This window comes from Sporosarcina sp. resist, from assembly GCF_014302295.1.
GTDB classification, from domain to species: domain Bacteria; phylum Bacillota; class Bacilli; order Bacillales_A; family Planococcaceae; genus Sporosarcina; species Sporosarcina psychrophila.
On record NZ_CP060287.1, the window covers coordinates 4,020,525 to 4,041,574 of the forward strand.

Genomic DNA, 21,050 nt, shown 5'->3' on the forward strand with positions numbered 1-21,050 from the left:
AGCAAAGAGTATGCATCTAATCATGTGATGCCTTATAGAAAGTGACACTTCTTTAAATTAAAAAAGAAAACACCTTACAGAAATTCACAGCCGCCAAAATTGCATCTTTGGCGACTTTTATCCAGGTAAGAAGCTAGCTATTCTTTAGTTCCCAAAAGCCTTAGCACTTCGTGTACCTATGCCTTTGGAGAGCGGCGGATGAAGGACCACCTTACGATTACCGAAACAAATATGTAGCGACAAGTAGGTGATCATGTTATTTACGAGTTGTTTTTGGTTAATCAACAGGTGTTACAGTACATCACTAAAATATTTCACACTCCTCTTCACTTCCCCAATCGTTCGTTCTGGCCAATTCGTTTCGATGAAAATCTCCATCAGCTTTTCATGTCGACCTCCATGTTGTTCCGACCATTCAAGCGCAACGACCCCTTCATAAAGTAAAGCCATAGTGCGCATTAATCCCTTTGCTTCGATTGTTTGATTGTCAGGGTTCAAACTTGCAAATATCGTGAGGTCTTTTGCTAGTGTCTCCACTGCATTGGATATCCGTAGTTTCCATGAACTTTCGGGAACAGAATCTAGTCTCTCTGTCATTTCGTCGATAAATAGCAAGTGTGCACTGAATTTATTGACGAGCCTGAGGAGCTCCAATCCTAAAATATTCGCGGTTCCCTCCCAAACCGTTAATACTTGTGCATCGCGAAGTAACCGCGGTACGACGAAGTCTTCTATATAGCCATTTCCACCATGCATTTCAATTGCTTCATGAGCGAAATGGATTGCCTGTTCTGCGGTTTCTTTTTTAACGAGCGCAATCTTCAGGCGGTTTAATGCAGTTTCTTCGTCAGATGCATTCCCAGAAGTTACTTTATCAAAGAGCTTAATGAGATCGAATGTTGTTGCCAGTTCGACTTCAAGCTTCGATTTCATGGTCGCTAAACTTTCCTGGATCATCGGAAAGTCAGTCAACTTTTTGCCAAATGCATTGCGTCTTTCTGCATACATCAAGGCCTCGTTGAACGCACGGCGCATGATGCCAAGTGACGCGACGGCATTACAAATTCGGGATAAATTTAACGCTTCCATCATATAATAGAAGCCCTTTTTCGGATCACCCACGACATAAGCTAGAGCACCATCAAACTCCACTTCGCCAGATGGTACTGCCCGCACGCCAAGCTTATCTTTCAATCTCCGAATCTTAATACCATTTAGTGAACCGTCGTCTTTTCTCCAAGGCACCGCAAATAAACTTAGTCCGCGCGAGCCTTCTGCTGAACCTTCCATTCTAGCAAGAACCATAGCGACGCCTGCCATTCCAGCATTGGATGCAAAATACTTTTCTCCGATTAAACGATAGTTTTCACCGTCTTCCACTGCCTTCACGACATTAGCACCTACGTCTGAACCTCCTTGTCGCTCCGTTAAAAATGTCGCACCTTCAAATAACTCCGTATCACCCGTTGCACAAACATGCGACAGGAACTTCTCCTTCACTTCTTCATTAGCATAATGATCTAGCAAATAAGCTGTGGCTTGCGTCAACGTCACAGGACAATGGAATCCCGGTTCTGCTTGTGATAATAAGTAGCCTTGCGCAAAACTGTAGAGGTAGTTTCCTTTATGGCCGAGTTCCGGGATATCTTTATGAACATAGCCCACAATCCCTGTCCGATACGTTTCTTCCACTGTCTTTTTATAGCCTTCATTGACCCAGACATGTGAACGATCATCTCCGTACTTGTCATAGATTTCAAGACGGGGTTGCCCTTCACGGTCAGTATGTTTGGCACGTTCATCGATTTCATTGGCAACTAGTGAACCAAATTTCGTTAATTCTGAATGGGCATAATCGTAAAATTTAGGAGACAAGGATTCTTTTAATAGTGTTTGTAATGTCTCATCGTGCTCAAAGAAATTCAATGGTGTTTCAATTTCCGACCTTTGCTGTAAGACCATTTACTTCGCCTTCTCTCAATGGTTGTTTTAATATCTTGCCGGATGCATTACGCGGTAGAGCCTCAACTTGTTCATACAAACGCGGTACTTTATACTGCGCAAGCTGTTCTTGCGCAAATTGTTTAACCTCTTCTAGATTAAGCACTTCACTTGCCGCAAAATAAGCCTTAACCGTTTCGCCCCATTCCGGATGCGGCACGCCAACTACTGCCACTTCATTAATTGCCGAATGTGTAATTAGTACTTCTTCAACTTCTTTCGGGTAAATATTGACTCCACCGGAAATGATCAGATCTTTTTTCCGGTCGACAACCCAAATGTAACCGTCTTCATCTATTTTCGCCAAGTCACCTGTTTTCAACCAGTCCCCTATGAATGTTTCAGCCGTTGCTTCTATATTGTTATAGTAGCCAAGCATATTGCCTTCCCCGAGTAAAAGAATTTCCCCCACTTCGCCTTGTTGCACGTCTTCCCCGTTCGGATTAACAATCCTAAACTCTGCGTGAAGCGCCGCCCGTTTTCCAATACTGCCTGCTTTCGTTTTATGTTCACTAGCGCTCAATAACGTACCATTGGGACCCGCTTCTGTCAGTCCATAGACACAGATGAAGTTATCCGATTTGAACTTTTCCTGTACAAATTCAACTTCCGGTTGCGATAAAGGCGCGCTGCCGTAAATCCACCATTTCATTGAAGACAAATCAGCTGTTTCCATCTTCGGATTCTTCGCTGTCAATAAATAAACGACGGGTGCCCCGAAGAAGTGCGTCGTTTTTTCTTGCTCAACGGTATCAATTAAAAGATCAGGTGTGAATGTTGGTGTTAAGACGCTAGTCGCACCAACTATTAGCCCCGCCATGAAAAACAGATGGAGCGGTGCAGAATGACTAAGCGGCATCATGATGAGCAAGCGGCTCTCCGGTTTAATTTCCATCTCCACACAAATCATTTGCGCAACTGTTAGGATGTTTTTATAACTGAATAACACGCCTTTCGGTTTACCTGTTGTGCCGGAAGTATATAAAATGGTCGATTCACTGGAATCGGGTAAATTGCATTCAATTGAGGAATCATTATCATTGAGTACTGTTTCAAAACTGATCCACTTATCGTCTAGGGGGGCTCCTGTTTTGATTAACACTAAATTGCTTTCCAGGTTTTTCACTGATTCAAACAGCAAGTCATGTGCGATGAAGGCTTTTGCATCAGAATTCTCAAGTACATATTCGACTTCTGACAGCGTCATCTTGGCATTTATCGGGACAATGATTGCCCCAAGTCGCTGAACCGCGAAATAGACGATAACAAATTCCGGAACGTTTGGCATATATAGAACAGCTTTGTCTCCTCGCCCAATTCCAAGAAGCTTGAGGCCGTGCGCAAAACGATTCACAAGCTGATCAAGTTCTTTATTCGTATAGCGTTTCCCCATTCCAATAACCGCTTCAGTCTTAGGATATTTTCTTGCATTACGCTCCAACAATTGTGAACTGTTCATTTCCTTAATCCCCCTTTAAATTGGTTAGTTTTTCGGTGAATTGCACAAGAAGCTGTTCCATCTCCATCTTCATTTCCGTGAGCTCCTGAATTTTGGCTTCTACTTGTCCGATTTTTTCATTGCCAAAATCGATTGTCCGCTCCAATTGTTTTATCCCAGTCCGATCTTTGTCAAAAAGTAAAATCATCTCCTTTATTTCATCCAGCGTGAATCCGTACCTTTTTCCGCGCAAAATCAGTCTCAGCTTTACGACCTCTGCTTTCGGATAAATCCTTCTATTTCCCGCAGTCCTGTCGGGTTTCAACAAACCAAGTTCCTCATAGTACCGGATTGTACGGGTTGACACATCATATGCCTGGGCAACTTCAGTAATATCCTTCACTTTAGCTCCCCCTTTGAAGTGTTGGAATTTTCAACTATATGAGTAGTTTAACATTGACGTTAACGTTAATGGCAAGTGGTAGTAAGGAAATTTATTAATAGAGTTAGCTGGTGGATAAGATCGGGTGGTGAGGGGATATGATCGAATGCCTGGTTATATGATCGGGTCGCACTCGGATATGATTGGTTGTCGGGTTATATGATCGGGACGCACTCGGATATGATCGATTACCTGGTTATAGGATCGGGGCGCACTCGTATTTGATCGGGTGCCGGGTTATAGGATCGGGCCACATACGGATATGATCGATTACCGGGTTATATGATCAGGTCGCTCGCGGATATGATCGGTTGCCGAGTTATATGATCGGGTCGCACGCGGATTTGATCGGGTGCCGGGTTATATGATCGGGCCACATACGGATATGATCGATTACCGGGTTATATGATCGGGGCGCTCGCGGATATGTTCGGTTGCCGGGTTATATGATCGGGTCGCACTCGGATATGATCGGTTACCAGGTTATATGATCGGGGCGCACTCCGATATGATTGGTTGCCGGGTTATATGATCGGGTCGCACGCGGATATGCTCGGCTGCCGGGTTATATGATCGGGTCGCTCGCGGATATGATCGGATATCAGGTTATATGATCGGGACGCACTCGGATATGCTCGGTTGGCGGGTTATATAATCACGTCGCACTCCGATATGATCGATTACCGGGTTATATGATCGCTCACCCCTTTTCCCAATAAAAAAAGGCTACCCGTTAAAGGATAGCCCCATCTCAAACACCCACACGTACTTCTTGCTTAAACCGCTGAACTGCCTTCGCCGAATCAACTGGATGACCCATTTCATTCAACGTGTCACCAATTAATTCAACCGCTTGTTCCAACATTTCCTCAGTTGTGTTCCCCATATGCCCAATGCGGAACGCTTTTCCTGCTAAATGAGCAAGTGAACCTGCTACAATGACACCTTTTTTACCAAGCGTTGCGCGGAATTCCGCGTCGCTTACACCCTCAGGATAGAGGATACAGCTCAATGTTGATGCTGCTACATTTTCATCGGCAATTGCTTTCATGCCATATTCAGAAAGCGCGGCTCGCACCGCTTTGCCGAATGCCGTATGGCGAATAATTCTTGTCGACAAGCCTTCTGCGTGAACGAGTCTCATTCCTTCATTATAGGCATAAATCAAGTTCACTGGCGGTGTTGCAAAATATTTTGAAGGGTCGTTCATGACAGGAATCCAATTGTAGATATCGCAATAATAAGCCGGAACGCGTTCAATCTTCTCCCTAGCAGCCAAAGCGGTTTTGTTAAAGGCGACAATCGCTAATCCCGGTGGAACGCCAATTGCTTTTTGAGAGCCAGTCAAAATAACATCAATTTTATAGTCCGGATGGCCGTATGTTTTACTCATATCTTCTTCCATCGCTGCCGTTGCACAAACACCATCTAAAATGACAAGTGCACCATGTTTTTTCACAATTGGTACAAGTGCTTCGAGATCAGCTGCAACACCAGTCGATGTGTCTGCATGCGTAATTGTTACTGCTTTATAATGCCCTTCAACAAGTTTCGCCTCCACTTCTTCAGGTGTAACTTGCTTGCCCCATTCCGATTGAAGCACATCCACCTCAATGCCAAAAGCTTGCCCTAATTTAATGAACCGGTCACCGAAATAACCTTGGCTGACAACTAATATCTTTTCCCCAGCCGCGACTGTGTTAACAAGCGCCATTTCCATTGCAATCGTTCCTGACCCGGCAACGACAAAAACATCCCCGTCTGTTTGCAACATTTCACGTGTCTGTTCAATCGCATTTTTGTAAATTGCAACAAATCTCGGATCAGTATGCCCTCTTGTTTCACTCGCCATCGCATCATAAATGGAATCGACAACAGGCGTCGGTCCAGGTATCAGTAACATTTCTTCGTTTCTCATTCTATTTCCCCCCACTTATTTTCAAAATACAATTACTAGCTCTAGTACTACTTCCATACTTGTTGAGTAAACCCTCTTATATTGGATCAAGGCAAGTAAAAACGGCTTTATTCCACTTGTAGGAATAGAGCCGTTGCTATGTCACTCTTCATTCGAACCAATACACCGCTCGCACTCAAACAATGGGGATTCAATCTGCTCTACAATTTCACATCCACATTCACGACAAATCTTTCTCGGCAATTCTTTCCTATTGTTGTTTGTTTGCAAATAAATCTCCTCCACTCTCATATTTTTTACCTCCATTTGTAAATCAATTTAATTTTTCATACCCCGGCAGTGTCAAAAATTCAACGAAGTCATCTTGCACGATCAATGCTGAAAACAGTTCTGCAGCTGCTTCATATTTATCAGTAGTGAACGCAGTGTCACCAACAGTCTGTTTGATTAATTCCAGTTCCTCTTGCAATACTTTTGCAACCAATTTCTCTGTAATATCCGGCCCATCGCTAAGTTTCCCTTGCGGATGACGAATCCATTGCCATACTTGTGATCTTGAAATTTCAGCTGTCGCCGCATCTTCCATCAAATTATTAATAGGAGCTGCCCCGTTCCCCCTGAGCCAAGATGCGATATATTGAACGCCTACACTGCAATTCATTCGCAAGCCTTGTTCCGTAATCGTTCCTTTTGGGACTTCCAGCAGGTCATCAGCGGTAACTTTGACATCTTCTCGTTTACGACCAATCTGATTCGGTGTCGGCATATGCTCGTTGAACTGCTCCATCGCAACCGCGACAAGTCCTGGGTGCGCTACCCACGTTCCGTCATGTCCATCCGTCGCTTCACGGCGTTTATCGTCACTTACTTTGCCAAATGCTGCTGCGTTTGCTTCTGGGTCATTTTTAATTGGAATTTGTGCAGCCATCCCACCGACTGCCGGTGCATTGCGCTTATGACAGGTTTGAATACAAAGCAATGTATAAGCCCGCATGAATGGCGATGTCATCGTTACTTGCCCACGATCAGGCAAGATAACGTCCGGTTGATTGCGCAGCCGTTTAATATAGCTGAAAATATAATCCCAGCGTCCACAATTGAGACCTGCTGAATGGTCCCGAAGTTCATATAGAATTTCGTCCATTTCAAATGCCGCCGCAATCGTTTCGATTAACACCGTTGCCCGAATTGTACCGGTTGGAATTCCAAGTTGCTGCTGCGCAAAGACAAACACATCGTTCCACAATCTTGCTTCCAAATGACTTTCAAGCTTAGGTAGGTAGAAATATGGCCCAGATCCGCGAGCGATTAATTCCTTGGCATTATGGAAAAAGTACAATCCGAAGTCAAAGAAACTTCCTGCAATCGACTCTCCATCAATTACGACATTCTTTTCCAGCAGATGCAATCCGCGCGGCCGTATCATGAGCACCGCGGGTTCATCGTTCAACTTGTATGTCTTTCCAGTGGAATGCTGTTCAAACTCAATCGTCCGCCGAACGGCATCTTTCATATTGAGCTGTCCTTCCAACATGTTTGCCCATGTGGGAGATGTTGCATCTTCAAAACAAGCCATGAATGTTTTTGCACCTGAATTCAATGCATTGATGACCATCTTCCGACCGACAGGACCTGTAATTTCCACTCGTCTGTCCTGTAGATCATGCGGGAGGGGAGCAATTGTCCAATCCCCATCCCGTGTATGTTGTGTTTCAGCTAAGAAATTCAGTTTTATTCCACTGTCGATGCTACTTTGACGCTGTTGCCGGTTAGCCAAAAGCTCTCTCCGTCTTTCGTCAAAGTTATCATGAAGAGATTGTAGGAATGCAAGTGCTTCCGGCGTTAAAATCTCTTCACTTTCCGCAGTCAGTTCGCCTAAAACTTTTATAGTATGAGATGTCACTTGATTCGTAGACAGATTGATCACCCTCCCCGATTGTTGTTGGTGTCCAGTTACCGATACCATTCATGCCCTTCGAATTGTGGCAGCAACTGGCACCGAAAGATCAAACAAATTGCGCGGTTTCCGTCGAGCCTTTCATCGCGGTTGTAGAAGATGTACCGCCAGAAATGATCTGTGACACTTCGTCGAAGTAACCTGTTCCAACTTCACGTTGATGTCTAGTCGCTGTGTACCCTTTGTCTTCATTAGCAAATTCAGCCTGTTGCAGTTTCGAATAGGCCGCCATTCCATTGTCTTTATAGTCATGTGCAAGGTTAAACATGCTGTGGTTCAATGAATGGAAGCCCGCAAGTGTAACGAACTGGAATTTGTAGCCCATTTTACCGAGTTCCACTTGGTATTTCGCGATTGTCGCTTCATCCAAATTTGCTTCCCAGTTGAATGAAGGCGAGCAGTTGTAAGCAAGCATTTTCCCTGGGAATTTTGCATGGATTGCATCTGCAAACTGTTGTGCCTCTTCCAGAGATGGATGCGATGTTTCACACCAGACAAGATCTGCATAAGGTGCATAAGCCAATCCGCGTGCAATCGCTTGATCGATACCAGGTTTCGTCCGGTAGAATCCTTCAGGCGTACGTTCTCCAGTAAGAAATTCAGCGTCTACTGGATCAATATCACTTGTGACCATATCTGCTGCATCTGCATCTGTCCGTGAAATAAGAACAGTTGGTACGCCGAGAACGTCAGCCGCAAGTCTTGCAGCAACTAAGTTACGGATTGCATTTTGTGTAGGTAGCAATACTTTACCACCCAAGTGTCCACATTTTTTTTCGGATGCAAGTTGGTCTTCAAGGTGAACGCCTGCTGCTCCAGCTTCTATCATGCCTTTCATTAATTCGAATACGTTAAGTGGTCCTCCGAAACCTGCTTCAGCGTCTGCAATAATTGGAGCGAACCAGTCAAAACCGTCTACGCGCCCTTCTGAGTGGTCGATTTGGTCAGCCCGTTGAAGTGCCTGGTTGATACGTTTGACGACAGAAGGAACACTATTTGCCGGATATAAACTTTGGTCCGGATACATTTGACCCGAAAGGTTTGCATCTGCCGCCACTTGCCACCCACTTAGATAGATTGCTTGAAGTCCAGCTTTTACTTGTTGAACAGCTTGATTTCCTGTTAGAGCACCAAGAGCATTGATGAAATCTTCTTCATGCAATGAACTCCATAAGCGAGTTGCACCTTTTGTTGCCAGTGTTTGTTCAATTAAAACAGATCCACGTAGCTTCACAACATCTTCGGCAGTGTAAGGACGTTCAATTCCTTTCCATCTGCTATCCTCCGCCCAGCTTTTCTCCAATTGTTTAATCTGCTCTTGTCTAGTCATATCTACAGTCACACCTTCCAGTTTTTTTATGTTCAACCAGTTATGAAATTAATTCTTTAGTACTGTTTCATAACAGTTGAAGTTGTTATACAGTAATATATAACAGAAGATACAAAGTTGTCTGTACTTTCCGACGAAAGGGCATTATTTTAGGATGAACTCGATTTTACGATGATGAAGTAGTTTGTTATTTTAGAGTTTCATAGAAAACAAGGGGGAAACAAATATGGTAATTACAAGAGAAACGTTAGAACAATATGTTTCTATACTAGGTGATTGGATACCGAAAGACGCCGCAATCGCGATTGCCATGGGCGACCGCTACATTTATTATGTGGAAGGCATTCAGGATATCCAACTAATAGAAGGGCAACCTGTTGTACCCGGCAGCATTGCAGATAAAGTAATTAATAAACGACTCAAAGTTGATAAAGTTATGGATAACACATTGTTCGGGTCCCCGTATTATGGAATCGGTTATCCGATTGACCTCCAAGGCGAGCCCGCTGCACTACTCGTCATTTTGCCTTCAAACTATCATATACTGAAACAAGAACCCTTTCGTTTCCTCACGGGCAAACAGGAAGAAGAATGGTGTCCAATTCCAATTGAAGAGATCGCATATATAGAAAGCTTGCAAAAGAAAACTTGGTTTTATGTTGCAAGTGAACAATTCTGTATCAGCTACACGCTGAAAGATTTACAATTACGACTGCCAAAGACGTTTCTACGTATCCATCGGTCTTACATTGTTAACATCCCATCTATCCAGCGCATTTCCAGGGACATTACTTCTAATCTAGTACTTACATTGAGAGATGGGACAGAGTTGCCTGTTGGTCAGACGTATATGGCCGATGTTAGGAAAGCGCTTGGATTTTAGGGTGATTAGGGGCGAGGTTGAGTGTTGGTCGTTTGGATATGCTTGGTTGGCAGGGTTATATGATCGCATTGACTGTGGATATGCTCGGTTTCAGTGGGATATGATCGCTTTGACTGCGGATATGCTCGGTGTCAAGGATATATGATCGCTTTGACTGTGGATATGCTCGGTGTCAGTGGGATATGTTCGCTTGGACTGTGGATATGCTCGGTGTCATTGGGATATGATCGCTTTGACAGCGGATATGCTTAGTGTCTTTGGGATATGATCGCTTTGACTGTGGGGATGCTCGGTTTCTTTGGGATATGATCGCTTTGGCTGTGGGGATGCTCGGTGTCATTGATATATGATCACTTTGACTGTGGATACGCTCGGTGTCACGCCTATATGTTCGCTTTGACAGTGGATATGCTCGATGTCAGTGGGATATGATCGCTTTGATTGTGGATACGCTCGGTGTCACGCCTATATGATCGCATTGACAGTGGATATGCTCGGTTTCAGTGGGATATGATCGCTTTGACTGCGGATATGCTCGGTGTCAAGGATATATGATCACTTTGACTGTGGATATGCTCGGTGTCATTGGGATATGATCGCTTTGACAGTGGATATGCTCGATGTCATTGGGATATGATCGCTTTGACTGTGGATATGCTCGGTGTCACGCCTATATGATCGCTTGGACTGCGGATATGCTCGGTTGGCGTAGTTATATGATCGGTCTACACACTAATTTAGACACTTAAAGGAATAAAAAAAGCCGCCCGGAATTTAATCTAGGGCGGCTTTCGCAATTCATTAGCATATTATTTCTTGATTAATTCCAATTCAACTGGAATTGACGCTTCCACTGTTTCACCTTTAAGTGATAGAACAGCTGCTTCTACTGCTTTTTTACCGATAAGATCCGGTTTTTGAGCGACAGTTCCAGCCAATTTGCCTGCTTCGACTGATTTTACTGCATCATCTGTTGCATCGAATCCAACAACTTTAACTTCTTTCCCTGCGGCCTCAATTGCTTCAAGAGCACCAAGTGCCATCTCGTCATTATGCGCGAACACGCCTTTAATGTCAGGGTTTGCTTGCATGATATTCTCCATAACTGTCAATCCTTCTGCACGGTTGAAATTCGCTGTTTGTTTAGCAACGATATCCAATTTACCTTTTACTATTTCATTGAAGCCCATTCCACGGTCACGTGCAGCCGAAGAACCAGCGATTCCTTCCAATTCTACAACTTTTGCTCCATCGCCAACTAACTCAGCTAAGAACTGACCAGCTAATTCTCCGCCTGCTTTATTATCTGAAGCGATATGAGAAACAACGTCTCCGCCTTCAGAGCTTCGGTCGACTGTGATAACAGGAATTCCGGCATTATTTGCAGATTCAACCGCGGCTACAACTGCGCTAGAATCCGTCGGGTTAATCAAAATCAAGTCCACGCCTTGTTGGATTAAATCCTCTACATCACTCGCTTGTTTTGCTGCATCATCCTGTGCATCGATAACTGTTAACGTTGCATCCATTTCTTTCGCTTGCTCTTTTGCTCCTTCGCTCAATGTTACGAAGAACGGGTTATTCAACGTTGAAATGGAGAAACCTATTTTATAACTTCCTTCTCCACCTTTAGTTTCTTCATCTTTCTTGGCTCCTGGTGCCTCTGTTGAACATGCTGCAAGTACGAGCATAATTGCCATAATCAATGCCATTTTCATTTTTTTCATTTCCCAACATCCCCTTAAGCTGTTTTTTTACGATCCAATAGAACCGCGACCAATATAACTGCACCCTTCACCACTTGTTGGAAGAAGGAGGATACACCGATAAGATTAAGACCATTATTCAAAACACCAATAATGAGTGCACCAATCAACGTCCCCACAATCCAACCCCGTCCACCCGTCAAACTTGTCCCCCCAAGGACAACTGCCGCAATAGCGTCGAGTTCAAACATGTTACCCGCAGTTGGTTGAGCGGAATTTAGCCTTGATGTTAAAATCAATGCTGCAAGTGCCGCTAGCATTCCCGTCAGTGCATAAACGTAAATTTTAATACGATCTACGCTGATTCCAGAAAGTCGTGAAGCTTCTTCATTGCCGCCTACTGCGTATACGCGGCGACCAAATGTAGTCTTTTTCAAAATGAAATACAAAATCCCAAAAGTAATGCCCATCGTTATAACAGGGACAGGAATTCCGAAGAAGTACCCTTTCCCTAGCAACTGGAACGCTTGTGAATCACCAAGTCCTGAAATTGGTTTTCCTTCTGTGTATACAAGAGTCAATCCACGGTAAATCGTCATCGTTGCAAGTGTTGCGATGAACGGAGCAACTTTTCCTTTGGCAATAATAACGCCGTTAATTGCACCAAGAACCGCACCAAGTAATAATCCGAGGAACATCGCGAGAAGCGGGTCCATTCCACCAGCCATTAATCCGGCAGTCACCGCTCCCGTTAAAGCTAATATCGACCCAACAGATAAATCGATGCCGCCTGTCAAAATGACGAAGGTCATCCCAAATGCTATAAGCGCATTTATCGACACTTGTCTTAAAACATTGAGTAAGTTGTTAAGCGTAAGAAAATTCGGACTCATGATTGAAATGATAATGACAATTAATAAGAGCCCAATAAGGGGTCCGATTTTTTGCAGTACCGACTGTGTATTAGATTTGAGCAACTTTGTCACCTCCCGTAGCATAATGCATAATTCGTTCTTGCGTCATTTCAGCTTTTTGCAGTTCGGCTGTAAGAGTACCTTCATGCATGACAAGTACCCGATCTGCCATGCCAATAATTTCGGGAAGTTCAGACGAAATCATCAAAATCGCGACACCTTTTTCGGCAAGTTCATTAATGATCGAGTAAATTTCTTTTTTTGCTCCGACGTCCACACCTCGGGTCGGCTCATCTAAAATCAGCACATTCGGTTCGATACCTAGCCATTTCGCAATAACGACTTTCTGCTGGTTTCCCCCGCTAAGCGATTTGGCAGCTTGGTTGGGACCCGACGTTCGGACACCCAACCGTTTTACCATTGTTTCGTACAACACTTTCTCTTCATTCGCTTTGATGATGCCATTGCTTGAAACTTTATTGAAATTCGTTAAGCTTAAATTGTCTTTTACGGAGAAATCTACGATAAGGCCTTCCGACTTTCGGTCTTCCGTAACATAGCCGAAACCTAGTTTTTTCGCTTGTAGTGGACTGCTGATTTTCACAGGTTTTCCATTAAGAGAAATCGTTCCCTTTTGCAGTTTTTTATAACCGAATAAGGATTGAGCAACTTCGGTTCTTCCCGCTCCCATCAAACCTGCAATACCGAGAACTTCACCTTTACGCAACTCAAACGATATATCTTCGAAATGCCCGTTGCGTGTTAAACCACTTGCGGTCAATTTCACATCCCCAATTATAGCGTTACGCTCTGGGAATCGTTCACCCAGTTCGCGTCCGACCATCATCTGAACAATTTCATCAAATGACGTTTCTTTAATCTCTTTGACGCCAACATAATTGCCATCACGTAAAATGGTAATTCGGTCACATAATGCAAAAATCTCTTCCATCCGGTGGGATATATAAACAAACGATACACCGTTCGATTGAAGAGCTCTGATTGTTTCAAACAACGATACGATTTCTCGCTCAGTTAGTGCAGCTGTCGGCTCGTCCATAACAATCACTTCTGCATTCGATGACATTGCTTTGGCAATCTCAATGATTTGCTGTTTACCTACCGAAAGTTCCCTGGCAACTGTTTTTACGTCAACATCCAGTCCGAGTTCTCCCAAAATCACCTTTGCTTTCTTATTCATTTCTTTGGTTTTTAAAATACCACTTTTACCAAACGTCTTTTCATTCCCCAAAAACAAATTTTCAGCGACCGTCAAATCTGGCAATATATTTAGTTCCTGATGTATAACTGCAATTCCAGCATGTTCTGCTTCTTTCGGGTTTTTGAAATCGACTAGCTTGCCCCTCACTTTGACTTCACCTGTATCACGTGCATAAATACCGGTTAGTATTTTCATTAGCGTTGATTTCCCCGCACCATTCTCACCCATTAAGGCATGAATCTCTCCCTTTTTCACGGAGAATTCCACATTAGTAAGAACGGAGTTCCCATCAAAAGACTTTGAAATCCCAGTCATTTCAATCATACTTCTTCACCCACTTTCATTTAGCAGTCTTTGACGGTGACAGTCACCCAGATCTCCGAGCTCTCTTAAAATATGACGCCCGACTGCAGAACAATATTTGCAAAAGGCGTTGCTTCACCGGTGCGAATGATTACTTTTGATTTGTGCGTCAATTGCTTCAAATCTTCATGTGCCAGCTTTGTTATACTTGGTAATTTAGTGCAAAGGATTTCATACACTTCAGTATTACGACTCTCTATTTCACTCGCAATAAATGCATGTTCTACTTCCAAATCTTCCAAAACCACGCCTACTATTTCAATAAAAGAAGGTTTTCCAATCGTATATGAAAGATCGATACAATGGACACCATCTGGTATAGGCAATCCGCAATCCGCTATTGTCACTTGATCGGTATGACCAAGCTTTGCAAAAACGGCTGCCAGTTCACGATTCAATATGCCATGTTTTTTCATCGCCAATCACTCCCGAGTCGCAGTTCTACGTCAGCGCGCGCCGGCATACCACCTTGTGCACCAAATTTCTCGACGGATAAAGATGCGGCAGCGTTTGCAAACGTAACCGCTTCAGTCAATTCAAATCCTTCGACAATCGCATACGCAAATGCACCGTTGAACGTGTCCCCTGCTCCTGTCGTATCGACAACGTCTGTCTTAAAACCTTCTATGATGACATGCTTTTCACCATCATAATAACGAGCTCCTGCACTGCCGAGTGTAACAATTAATTGATTTGGATAACTTTCCAACGCAGCCTCCATATCCGGCCCAAAAATTTGTTCACATTCTGTCTCATTCGGTGTTAGGTACGTAAGATATGACATAAATTCATTTTGGAAACCTCCAGCAGGTGCCGGATTCAATAACACAGGAACATTCAGATCAGCGCAGATTTTCAACGTATGTATAATTGTCGGTATCGGTATTTCAAGTTGCAGTAAAACAAGTTTACTTGCTCGAATCGTTTCTTTCATTTCATCAATGCATGCAGGCGTCAGTTCATAATTCGCACCTGGTACGACGATGATTCGGTTATCTCCATCCGACAACAATATATTGGCAATGCCAGTAGCTACCCCCGTACTCTCCGTTACTCCGGAAACGTCTACTGAGTTGCCCTTCAAGTTTTCCAGTAATTCCTCACCAAAACCATCATTCCCAACATTTGCCACCATATGGACATTCCCGCCAAGACGGGCTGCAGCCACTGCTTGATTGGCTCCTTTGCCTCCTGGTACCGTGGTGAATAATTGGCCTAAAACTGTTTCACCTTGTTTTGGGAATACATCTGTTTGCACAACTAAATCCATATTGACGCTACCGACAACCGTAATCATCATTGTTCACTCCTCGTTGTCCCTCGAATAATCAGTTTAACTGGAACTTGAATTTCTTTTTCTTCGAGCTCAATTTCTTCAATTAACTTAATAAGCATTCGTGTAACGAGTGCCCCTAGCTTATATATATCTTGCGCTACTGTTGTTAGCCCAGGTGATAACATACCGCCAAGTGCTATACCGTCAAACCCGACAATTTGCAACTCATCAGGTACGATAATTCCTAGTGAATGTGCTGCTTTCAACACACCTGCCGCCGAGACATCGCTACTTGCAAAAACCCCATCAATTCCTTTGTACTCTGACAGAAATTTTCTAGCTATCTCTTCTGATTGCTCAAAATGAAATGGACACTCGATAATATGCGTCACTATTTCCTTACCTTCTACAGCCTCTAAAAAACCGTCTAATCGGTCATCCGCCGGTCCAAGTCCTGTCGGTCCACGCATGCAGACGATATGTTGACAACCTTGTTCGATTAAATGGGCAGTTCCTAACCGTGCACCTTCTTTGTTGTTCGATGAAACTGTCGGTATCGAAGCATCTATCGTACGATCCAGTGCAACCACTGGTATATCCAAATTTTGATAATGACTCGCTTGCAACTGATTCGTTGTGACGATGAAACCCGCTACATATTTTTGCCTTAATGTCTCAATATAGTGGATTTCTTTTTCTGCTTTTTCATCCGAATTGCACAACACGACCGTATAGTCATAAGTTAGTGCAACATCTTCCACTGCACGAGCAAGCTCTGGGAAAAACGGATTCATAATATCCGGTACAATTAAGCCAATAAGTTTCGTTTGCTTCGTACTTAATGATCGCGCAACAAGGTTCGGTTTATAATCCAATTCTTTGATTGCCCGTCCAATAACCTCTTTTGCTTCTTTACTAACATATCCTTTTTGGTTTATAAAGCGTGAAACAGTCGCTACTGAAACACCGGACTCTTTCGCTACATCCCGAATATTGGCCAACTATTTCACCCTTTTCTATTATGTGTGTAACCGGTTACACACATAATACCAATCTATTGATTTGTTTGTCAACAACAGTTTCATTCCATTCATTCACAATACGAAAACAGCCACAAAAGTAAGTTTCACTTTTGTGGCTGTTTTTATGTCATTTACTTTTTCTTTATTGCCTTTATAAACTGCTCTGTTCCTTTCATCGATTCATCATACAAATCTTGAGAGAGTTTCTTCGTACTTTCAACCGTTGCAGGCCAGTTTTCTTTCATGTCGTTGAATGCATCCAGGAATAATGTTTGTTGTTTGTTGATGTCTCCGATTGGAAATGCATACTTTTCCAGGTCAGCAAGTTTCATGAAATCATTCACTTTATGATGATAAGAAATTGCCATGACAGGTGTTTCAGTACATGTTGCCAAAATCAAGGAATGGAGTCTCGTCCCAATAATAATGTCTTGCTGTGCTGTCACATCAAGGATCATAGTTGGTAGTAGATTATCATCGATGATTGTCGTCTTATCTTTATGTGTCATTTTCTTCTGAATATCTTTTGTAACATCTGCATCTTGTGGGAATTTTGTCGCGAAAAATGTCAGCTCAACATTGTCTAGTTCAGCTAGATTGTCCAGATTCTTTGCCATGCCTTCTATATAATCGTTATAGATGGCAGGATTCCCTTCAGGCCAATAGCCTGCATTGTAATAAGGAACAGCTGTGATACCGATTTTCGTCGGAACTGTCGATTTCTCAACACCCGTTTGACGCAAGGAAAACGCTGGATCGCCGATAGTCAGAACGTGTTCTTTCACGCCGATTGACTTCAACAGTTCAACAGATTCGGGATCGCGTACCGAGATACTTTCTGCATGTTTAGCCATATAGCGAATGAACCATTTTCCTATACCGCTGCTTAGCGGACCCGCGCCGCATCCGTAAACAACATAAGGCGTCTTCGAATTTTTAGCCATCATTGCATATGACCCAAATAATGGCGCTTCCCTTTTATATAAATCCATTAAGATTCCGCCGCCACCAATAATCAGCAAATCAAACGTCTTTACGATTCTCTTATTATTTTGGTACGTTTTAAAAAATGTCTTTACTGCGTTGCCATTTTTATAATACAGTGGAAAACTGGTCACTCCATACCGTTCTGCTGTTTGTTTAGGATTATTACTAAATACCGTTAAATCATTACTGTCTATCTTGAACGTTGACGTCACTTGTTTAATAATGCTGAATAAGATCGCTTCGTCCCCGTTATTATCGTTGCCATAATTGCCTACAATACCTATTTTCATTAGCCGACTTCCTCTACTACATGATGAATTTAGTATAACATAGCTGTGCTACTCGATGAAAATGGAACCCTTTAGCCTGAAGTTGCACTTGTACATTTCCGGCTCGCTTTGGACGATGAAAGAATAGCAACCTTTCTATAGAGGTTACACGTGCCCGAATATGAAATTTCGGGCACGTCACCGCTTTTAATAAAGCAAAGATCATACAAGTAACAGTGTGACGCTAGATAGAAAGTGACACTGCCTTTCATTCGAAAAGGAAACGCTATTAAAAAGGAGTAAGCAGCCAAAATTGCATCTTTGGCTGCTCCTTTATAAATAGGTGAGTGGTTATTCACTCGTTCCCAAAGTTTTTAGCACTTCGTGTACCTGTAACTTTGGAGAGCAACGGACGAACGGTCACCATACGATTAACGAAAAAGCTGCGTAGGATGCGACTTTGTCGCACCCTACGCAGCAAGAAATTCCGATAATTCTATAGTAGTCGTTCAGTCCAAAGTGATCCAAAAGCACCTGTTCATAGGGTGTCTAGTGTCTTGCGCTTTTCGGGGCTAAAACGGCGCCTTCCGCTTTTTTTATTTATTAATACTGCGGTATAGGAATGCGCTGAATTGCGCACGGTTCACAGGTTTATTCGGCTCGAAATTGCCTTTTTCATTCCCTGTTGTAATCCCACTGTTTGCTAGAATATGAACTTGTTTATACGCCCAGTGACTTGTAGGGACGTCTTTGAATTTCTTAGACGATTCGCCTGACAGTTTGTACGCTTTCACTAGGATTGCTGCCATTTGAGCACGTGTCAACTGGCCAGCCGGGTCGAATGTTCCGTCCCCTTTACCGCCTACTAGATTCGCACTTGCAATAGCATTGATTTCATTGTAATAACGGTGTTTTTTAGGTACGTCTTTAAACTGTTGTGTACTTGCAACAGATGCATCTAAGTTGAACACACGACTTAAAATGACGGCCGCATGTTCTCGCGACAATGTATTTCCTGGGTTAAACTTACCATCCAAATCTCCTTGTATATAACCAAGGTCTTTTAGGAAACTTATTTCTGTATAGTATGCGTAAGTGGAAGGTATATCAGAAAACGCTGGTGTATCATCAGACAAAACGATAGGAATGCTTGTCGTTTTCGATCCGAGTGTCACATTTACTGACCCCTTGCCTGCTTTATTAACAGCTTTAAAGGCCCCAGCCGGTGTAATCGTTCCGATATCACCTGTAACGCTCCACTTCACTTGTTCTGGAGAATAAATGATTGGCTTCCCTAGTGCATCCGTTGCATTTGCTTTATAGGTCACGCTTGCACCTGGTTTCACTTTCGTTGTAGAAGGTACAATTGTTAACTTAGCCGGTGCATCGACAACTGATACAGGGAATGACTGCTTCGCATTTCCATATTGCACGGAAACTCGATCTTCCCCAGCTTTTACGGCACTGTACGTTAGTCCCGAACCAGCAACGCTACCTTTTTCTGCTGTCACTTGAATCTGACTGTTGTCCACTTTTAATGGATTGTAATAAGCATCCAGTAAGTAATTCACTGTCAAGGATGTTTTTGAACCTACAAGCATCGTACCAACTTGATTGCGCGAAACGCTAAGTTGTGCAGGTTCGCTTACAGGTGCTGTACTGATTGCTTCCATGATTGCGGACACCTGGCGTTCCGAAGAATCTGACGTCCGGTTTGCCAGCACGACCGTATTACTGCCATGATTCCGTACACCCATCGCTGTAGAACCGCCACCATCGAAATTGAGTGCCCGATCATAGCCTTGTGCTGCTAAATAATTTGCGAATTGTGTAAGCGACATCCCGTTGCTATAGCCTCTTACGTTGTCTACTGTTACAAGATGCACTTGTTTCTTATCTTTACTAATTGCAATTGCTGTACGCGCGGTAAGTGCAGTAGCTCGTGAATTAGATGTATTCATCGTAATATTCACCTTGCCATCTTTCAATAACATCGGACCGCTCGCCAACATGAACTCAGAATCCATCCATTTATCATCGATAGTCAATGCAAGGGATACATCTTCACCCACTTGCATATTTTTGAATTTCTCAAGACCTTTTGCGCCATGGACAGAAAGAACGAATCCTGTTTTAGGTATTTCTACTTTCTCTTTCGATCCATAACCGCGTACTTTCACAACTTTGCCCGTCAGTTTCTGGCCGTATTGTGTATTTGTAATTGGCTGTCCTGTGTCGATAACTATTTCAATTCCGTACTGATTGGAATTCGTATGTGTCTCAATATTCTGTGGTGTGAAAATGATTGTTTCATCATCTTGACGCTGACGATTTATCCCCGTCAATAGATGGTTTGTTCCTTTGTAATCCATACGAACATTAAAATTAAATTGATCGATTTCAGAAAGTCCATCTTTCGTCACACCAAATGCAATCGGTTGACTTACATAATTACTTGTTGAATCGGAGATCACGCCGCCATTAACAATCTCGTTCCCCTGTGAAATCAAATACATCGGCAAGCCGTTTTTCATGTCGAAAAATGAAGCATTAATCGCTCCAACGACACGGTTCCCATCTTTTGAATCGCGATTTGCGAGCACTGTTGTTGCTTGTCTCTTCGCAATCGGTGAAGGAAGTCCAACTTGTAATTTTGTATATGGATCTCCTAAATTGACAGATAGATGATTTATGTATTTTGAAGCTGATTGCGTATATTGAGAATAAGTTACACCCGATGATACCGGATAACTCTTCACCGCATTCTGATTGGCCGAGGCACTTGCTGGTACAGTCCAAAGAAGCGTGGCTGCTACCGCTGTCATTGCGACTTGTTTACTGAAACGTTTCATTGAAGCTACTTTACTAGTGATAAAACGACACTCTCCCTTCCTATGAATATACAGCTTACCAAAGGATTCGATATATTACCATAATCCATAAGAAGGAAATTAAGAGAAAAGCAGTCTAAGTTCGCGACATCGTGTCGCAATGACTGCATGACCTACATCCTGTAGACCCAAGCGGAAGGCGCCATCTATATTTTCGGCACTACTTATATAGAATTAACTAGGTGGTATCCCTCACCCGTATAACGAACAACTCTAGCGAAGGAGCGACACTAATGAAAGGCAGCCAAATATCGCCGCGTCCTGCGGCAATGGCTGCACACCCGCATCCTGCAGGCGCCGGAGCAATAAGACCACAAGGAGGGATGCAGTTCAATCCCTCCCTAGTGATCTTCTGACGGGCTTATTGCGTGAGGCCATCACCTAGCGACAAAGCGGTGTTGGAAGAACAGTCTATTTGTTAAGTGCCGACT

Annotated in this window: 16 protein-coding genes; 1 reads left to right on the forward strand and 15 read right to left on the reverse strand. The window is 43.3% G+C overall.

Going from position 1 to position 21,050, the window contains the following annotated elements; genetic code table 11:
• Positions 1 to 291: 291 nt before the first annotated feature.
• From H7992_RS19495 to aceA, 7 genes are all read right to left on the reverse strand, one after another.
• On the reverse strand, positions 292 to 1,962 hold the full coding sequence (locus H7992_RS19495; protein WP_187045665.1) for an acyl-CoA dehydrogenase family protein: 1,671 nt from the start codon (positions 1,960 to 1,962) through the stop codon (positions 292 to 294).
• Positions 1,934 to 3,460 (reverse strand): class I adenylate-forming enzyme family protein, encoded by a 1,527-nt coding sequence (locus H7992_RS19500; RefSeq protein WP_187045666.1) that lies wholly within the window; start codon positions 3,458 to 3,460, stop codon positions 1,934 to 1,936. The genes H7992_RS19495 and H7992_RS19500 overlap by 29 nt, the downstream gene beginning before the upstream one ends.
• Positions 3,461 to 3,464: 4 nt before the next feature.
• Positions 3,465 to 3,842 carry a MerR family transcriptional regulator gene (locus H7992_RS19505; protein WP_187045667.1) on the reverse strand — a complete coding sequence of 126 codons (378 nt, stop codon included), beginning with the start codon at positions 3,840 to 3,842 and terminating at the stop codon, positions 3,465 to 3,467.
• Positions 3,843 to 4,632: 790 nt separating this feature from the next.
• On the reverse strand, positions 4,633 to 5,799 hold the full coding sequence (locus tag H7992_RS19510) for a pyridoxal-phosphate-dependent aminotransferase family protein (RefSeq protein WP_187045668.1): 1,167 nt from the start codon (positions 5,797 to 5,799) through the stop codon (positions 4,633 to 4,635).
• Positions 5,800 to 5,940: 141 nt separating this feature from the next.
• Positions 5,941 to 6,105: a protein YhfH gene (gene yhfH / locus H7992_RS19515; RefSeq protein ID WP_370569910.1), complete on the reverse strand. Its 165-nt coding sequence runs from the start codon at positions 6,103 to 6,105 to the stop codon at positions 5,941 to 5,943.
• A gap of 7 nt (positions 6,106 to 6,112) precedes the next feature.
• The gene (aceB, locus tag H7992_RS19520) at positions 6,113 to 7,702 is read right to left on the reverse strand and encodes a malate synthase A (protein WP_255428715.1); all 1,590 of its coding nucleotides are present in this window, start codon (positions 7,700 to 7,702) and stop codon (positions 6,113 to 6,115) included.
• A 103-nt stretch (positions 7,703 to 7,805) separates the two neighbouring features.
• Positions 7,806 to 9,086 carry an isocitrate lyase gene (gene aceA, locus H7992_RS19525; protein WP_187045671.1) on the reverse strand — a complete coding sequence of 427 codons (1,281 nt, stop codon included), beginning with the start codon at positions 9,084 to 9,086 and terminating at the stop codon, positions 7,806 to 7,808.
• Positions 9,087 to 9,312: 226 nt separating this feature from the next.
• Here aceA and H7992_RS19530 point away from each other — a divergent pair, with 226 nt between their 5' ends.
• Positions 9,313 to 9,969, forward strand: coding sequence for a LytR/AlgR family response regulator transcription factor (locus tag H7992_RS19530; protein WP_067212257.1), 657 nt, complete (start codon positions 9,313 to 9,315; stop codon positions 9,967 to 9,969).
• An 809-nt stretch (positions 9,970 to 10,778) separates the two neighbouring features.
• On the opposite strand, the gene rbsB is transcribed toward H7992_RS19530, so the two are convergent.
• The 8 genes from rbsB to H7992_RS19570 all read right to left on the reverse strand — a co-directional run bounded on the left by rbsB (position 10,779) and on the right by H7992_RS19570 (position 20,580).
• The gene (gene rbsB, locus H7992_RS19535; RefSeq protein WP_187045672.1) at positions 10,779 to 11,696 is read right to left on the reverse strand and encodes a ribose ABC transporter substrate-binding protein RbsB; all 918 of its coding nucleotides are present in this window, start codon (positions 11,694 to 11,696) and stop codon (positions 10,779 to 10,781) included.
• 14 nt (positions 11,697 to 11,710) lie between these two features.
• Positions 11,711 to 12,652, reverse strand: coding sequence for a ribose ABC transporter permease (rbsC, locus tag H7992_RS19540; protein ID WP_255428488.1), 942 nt, complete (start codon positions 12,650 to 12,652; stop codon positions 11,711 to 11,713).
• Entirely contained in the window at positions 12,639 to 14,135 is a 1,497-nt protein-coding gene (locus H7992_RS19545; protein WP_187045674.1) for a sugar ABC transporter ATP-binding protein, read from the reverse strand. Before H7992_RS19545 ends, rbsC begins: the two co-directional genes overlap by 14 nt.
• A gap of 65 nt (positions 14,136 to 14,200) precedes the next feature.
• The gene (rbsD, locus tag H7992_RS19550) at positions 14,201 to 14,590 is read right to left on the reverse strand and encodes a D-ribose pyranase (RefSeq protein WP_067212267.1); all 390 of its coding nucleotides are present in this window, start codon (positions 14,588 to 14,590) and stop codon (positions 14,201 to 14,203) included.
• Positions 14,587 to 15,471, reverse strand: a complete 885-nt coding sequence (rbsK, locus tag H7992_RS19555; protein WP_187047974.1) for a ribokinase — start codon at positions 15,469 to 15,471, stop codon at positions 14,587 to 14,589. The genes rbsD and rbsK overlap by 4 nt, the downstream gene beginning before the upstream one ends.
• On the reverse strand, positions 15,471 to 16,451 hold the full coding sequence (locus tag H7992_RS19560; protein ID WP_187045675.1) for a LacI family DNA-binding transcriptional regulator: 981 nt from the start codon (positions 16,449 to 16,451) through the stop codon (positions 15,471 to 15,473). The genes rbsK and H7992_RS19560 overlap by 1 nt, the downstream gene beginning before the upstream one ends.
• 152 nt (positions 16,452 to 16,603) lie before the next feature.
• Positions 16,604 to 17,749, reverse strand: a complete 1,146-nt coding sequence (locus H7992_RS19565) for a polysaccharide pyruvyl transferase family protein (protein WP_067212275.1) — start codon at positions 17,747 to 17,749, stop codon at positions 16,604 to 16,606.
• A 575-nt stretch (positions 17,750 to 18,324) separates the two neighbouring features.
• The gene (locus tag H7992_RS19570; RefSeq protein WP_187045676.1) at positions 18,325 to 20,580 is read right to left on the reverse strand and encodes an S-layer homology domain-containing protein; all 2,256 of its coding nucleotides are present in this window, start codon (positions 20,578 to 20,580) and stop codon (positions 18,325 to 18,327) included.
• Positions 20,581 to 21,050: the final 470 nt, after the last annotated feature.